General features: G+C 73.0%; 1 pseudogene. It reads right to left on the bottom strand.

Annotated elements, in window-relative coordinates:
- Positions 1-3,338: pseudogene (locus SSOG_RS51720) on the bottom strand (SDR family NAD(P)-dependent oxidoreductase); the annotation flags it as partial.

Raw genomic sequence — 3,338 nt, 5'->3', positions numbered from 1 at the left:
CCCGGAGCGGGGTGGGCAGGGTGGCGGGGTCCTGGGCGGCCAGGGCCCGGGCGTCCAGCTTGAGCGCCAGCAGATGGGGGCGGCCGTGGCGGTACGCCGCGTCCAGCAGGGCCAGCCCCTCTTCGGTGGTGTTGGCCGTGATGCCCAGGCGGCCGATCCTGGCCAGGTTGGCGGTGTCCAGCCGGGCAGTGAGGCCGCTGGTGGCCGCCCACAACCCCCAGGCCACCGACAGCCCAGGGAGGCCTGCGGCTTGGCGGTGGGACGCGAGGGCGTCGCAGAAGGCGTTGGCCGCCGCGTAGTTGGCCTGGCTGGGAGTGCCCAGATCGGAAGCGAAGGAGGAGAACATGACGAACGTGCCGAGCCGCAGATGTGCCGTCGCCGCGTGCAGATTGGCCGCGGCGGTGGCCTTGGCCGCCCACACCCGGGCCAGCCGCTCCGCGGATTGCGCGGGAAGCATCGCGTCGTCCAGGGCGCCCGCCGCATGGATGACGCCGGTCAGCGGATGCGCCGGGTCGATGCCCGCGACGAGTTCGGCCACGGCGGTCGCGTCGGCTACGTCGGCCGAGACGATTCGCACCTCGGCATCCAACTCGCCCAGACGGATGGCCAGTTCCTTGGCACCAGAGGCGTCGGGACCGCTGCGGCTGACCAGGAGGAGATGCCGGATGCCCCAGGTACGGACGAGGTGTTCGGCCACCTGCCCGCCCAGAGTGCCCGTGCCCCCCGTGATCAGCACCGTGCCCTCAGGATCCACCGGTGCGGGGACATCGAGCACCAGCTTGCCGGTGTGCTTGGCCTGGCTCAGATGGCGCAGCGCCTCCCGCGCCCGCGACAACGGCCACGCCCGCACCGGAGGCGGCACCAGATCGCCCGACGCGAACAACCCATTCAACTCGCGCAGCATCCGGCCGATACGCTCCGGCCCGGCGTCGCTGATCAGGTCGTACGCCTCGTACCGCACCCGGGATGCTCGGCCGCGATCCGCTCCGGATCACGGATGTCCGTCTTCCCCATCTCCAGCAACCGGCCACCATCGGCCAGCAGCCCCAGGGAGGCGTCCACGAAGGGCCCGGCCAGGCTGTTCAGTACGACATCCACTCCGCGACCGCCGGTGGCCTCCCGCACGACCTGCTCGAAGTCCAGATCGCGTGACGAGGCCCGGTGCACCTGGTCGATGCCCATGGCCTCCAGGGTCATGTGCTTGCCGGGGGAAGCCGTGGCGTAGACCTCCGCACCCACATGGCGGGCGATCTGCACCGCCGCCGTACCCACACCGCCCGTCGCGGCATGGATCAGCACCGACTCCCCCGCCCGCAGCCCGCCCAGCTCGACCAGCCCGTACCACGCGGTGAGGAACACGACGGGCGCCGCGGCCGCCTGCTGGAAGGTCCAGCCGGAGGGGATGGGGACGACCGTACGCGCGTCCGCCACCGCCAGCGGGCCGAACGCGCCCTCGAACAGACCCATCACCCGGTCGCCCACGGCGAGGTCCGTCACCTCCGGTCCGGTCTCCAGGACCACACCGGCGCCCTCACTGCCCGCGAACACGGCGTCGCCCGGATACATCCCCAGCACGATCAGCGCGTCACGGAAGTTGACACCCGCCGCATGCACCGCGATGCGTACCTGACCGGCGCGCAGGGGCTCCAGCACTTCCGGGCACGGCACGGGCCGCACACTGTCCACGGTCGCGGCACCGACGACCCCGAGCCGCCACGCGGACTGTCCCGCCGGGGGCACCAGACCGCCGTCACCCCCGCTTCCGACGGCCCGCACCAGCCGGGGCACCAGCATCTGCCCGGCGCGCAGCGCCACCTGCGACTCGTCCGTCTCCACGGCCCGCCGTACGGCGTTGAGCACACTGCCGTGGTCGGCCAGCGGTGTGTTCGGTTCGAGGTCGAGCAGCAGGAACCGGCCCGGGTTCTCCGCCTGCGCGCTGCGCACCAGTCCCCAGAGCGCGGCACCGGGTACGTCCACGCTCCCGCTTTCATCGGCGGGTACGGCTCCGCGCGTCACCACCGCCAACCGGGACTCGGCCAGCCGTGGTTCGGCCAGCCAGTCCTGGGAGCAGCTTCAGGACCCGCTCCGCCGACATCAGCCCGTCGGCCGCCATGGCACCGACGTCGCGACGCGTCGCGCGGGCTGATACGCCAGACGGCCGAGGAGCCGGTGTGCCGCCGTCGAGCGCGGCGATCAGCGAGTCGAGATCCGGGGTGGCCTCGCTGCCCAGAGCCGCCCAACTCGTGGCACCGACGCTGCCGTCCGGCGTGAGGGGCAACGGAGTCCAGTCCATCGCGAACAGGCCATCCGTGCCCGGGACTTGGGCCCTCCTCAGCTGCTCTTCGCTCGCCCGACGCAGCACCACCGCGTCGGCGCTCAGCACCGGGGCGCCCACCGCGTCGGCCACCGTCACCCGTACGGTCCGCTCGCTCTCGTCGCCGCACTCCCGAGGGGACAGTCGGACCCGTACGCTGGTCGCCCCTTGGGCCCGTAGCGACACCCCGTTCCAGGTGAACGGCAGCCACACCGTGTCCGTCGTGTTCTGGCCGGTCAGCAGGACGGGGTGCAGCGCCGCATCGAGCAGCGCCGGATGGATACCGAACGCGGTGTGCTCGCCCGCGGCCTCCGGCAACACCACCTCGGCGAGCAGATCCGCCCCGTCGCGCCACACCGCGCGCAGCCCCTGGAAGGACGGGCCGTACGCATATCCCGAGGCCGCGGCCTGGGCGTAGAAGTCCTCCAGCGCCACGGGCTCCGCCCCCGCCGGGGGCCATACGCCGACCAGCCCTTCCGCCACGCCCTCGCCCTCGTCTTCCGGGGCCGGTCCCAGCACACCCTCCGCGTGGCACACCCACCCGGCCGTGGAGTCGGCGTCTCCTTCGGGGCGGGAGTACATGTGCACCTCGCGCCGCCCGTCGGCCCCAGGCGGCCCGACCACGATCTGGAGGCGAAGTCCGCCCGATTCCGGCAGCACCAACGGGACCTGGAGCGCCAGTTCCTCGACGCCGCCGGCGCCCACCTCGTCGGCGGCCCGCAGCGCCCACTCCACCAGGGCCGCACCGGGCACCAGCACCGCGCCCGCCACCACGTGCTCGCCCAGCCACGCGTGGGTACGTGCCGAAAGCCGCCCCGTCAGCAGTCGGCCGCCACCGTTCGCCAGCTCCACGGCGGCACTCAGCAGCGGATGCCCGGCGGATACGAGACCGAGGTCGGTGGGGTCGGCGCCGCGGTCGGTGAGGCCGTCCAGCCAGTACCGCTGGTGCTGGAAGGCGTACGTCGGCAGATCCACCGTTCGCGGGGTGGGGTCGACCGGGAACAGGGTCGTCCAGTCCACGGGA

Origin of the sequence: Streptomyces himastatinicus ATCC 53653 (assembly GCF_000158915.1) — a bacterium.
GTDB classification, from domain to species: domain Bacteria; phylum Actinomycetota; class Actinomycetes; order Streptomycetales; family Streptomycetaceae; genus Streptomyces; species Streptomyces himastatinicus.
Note: the sequence above shows the minus strand (reverse complement) of the source record. Positions and strands in the feature narration are given on the sequence as shown.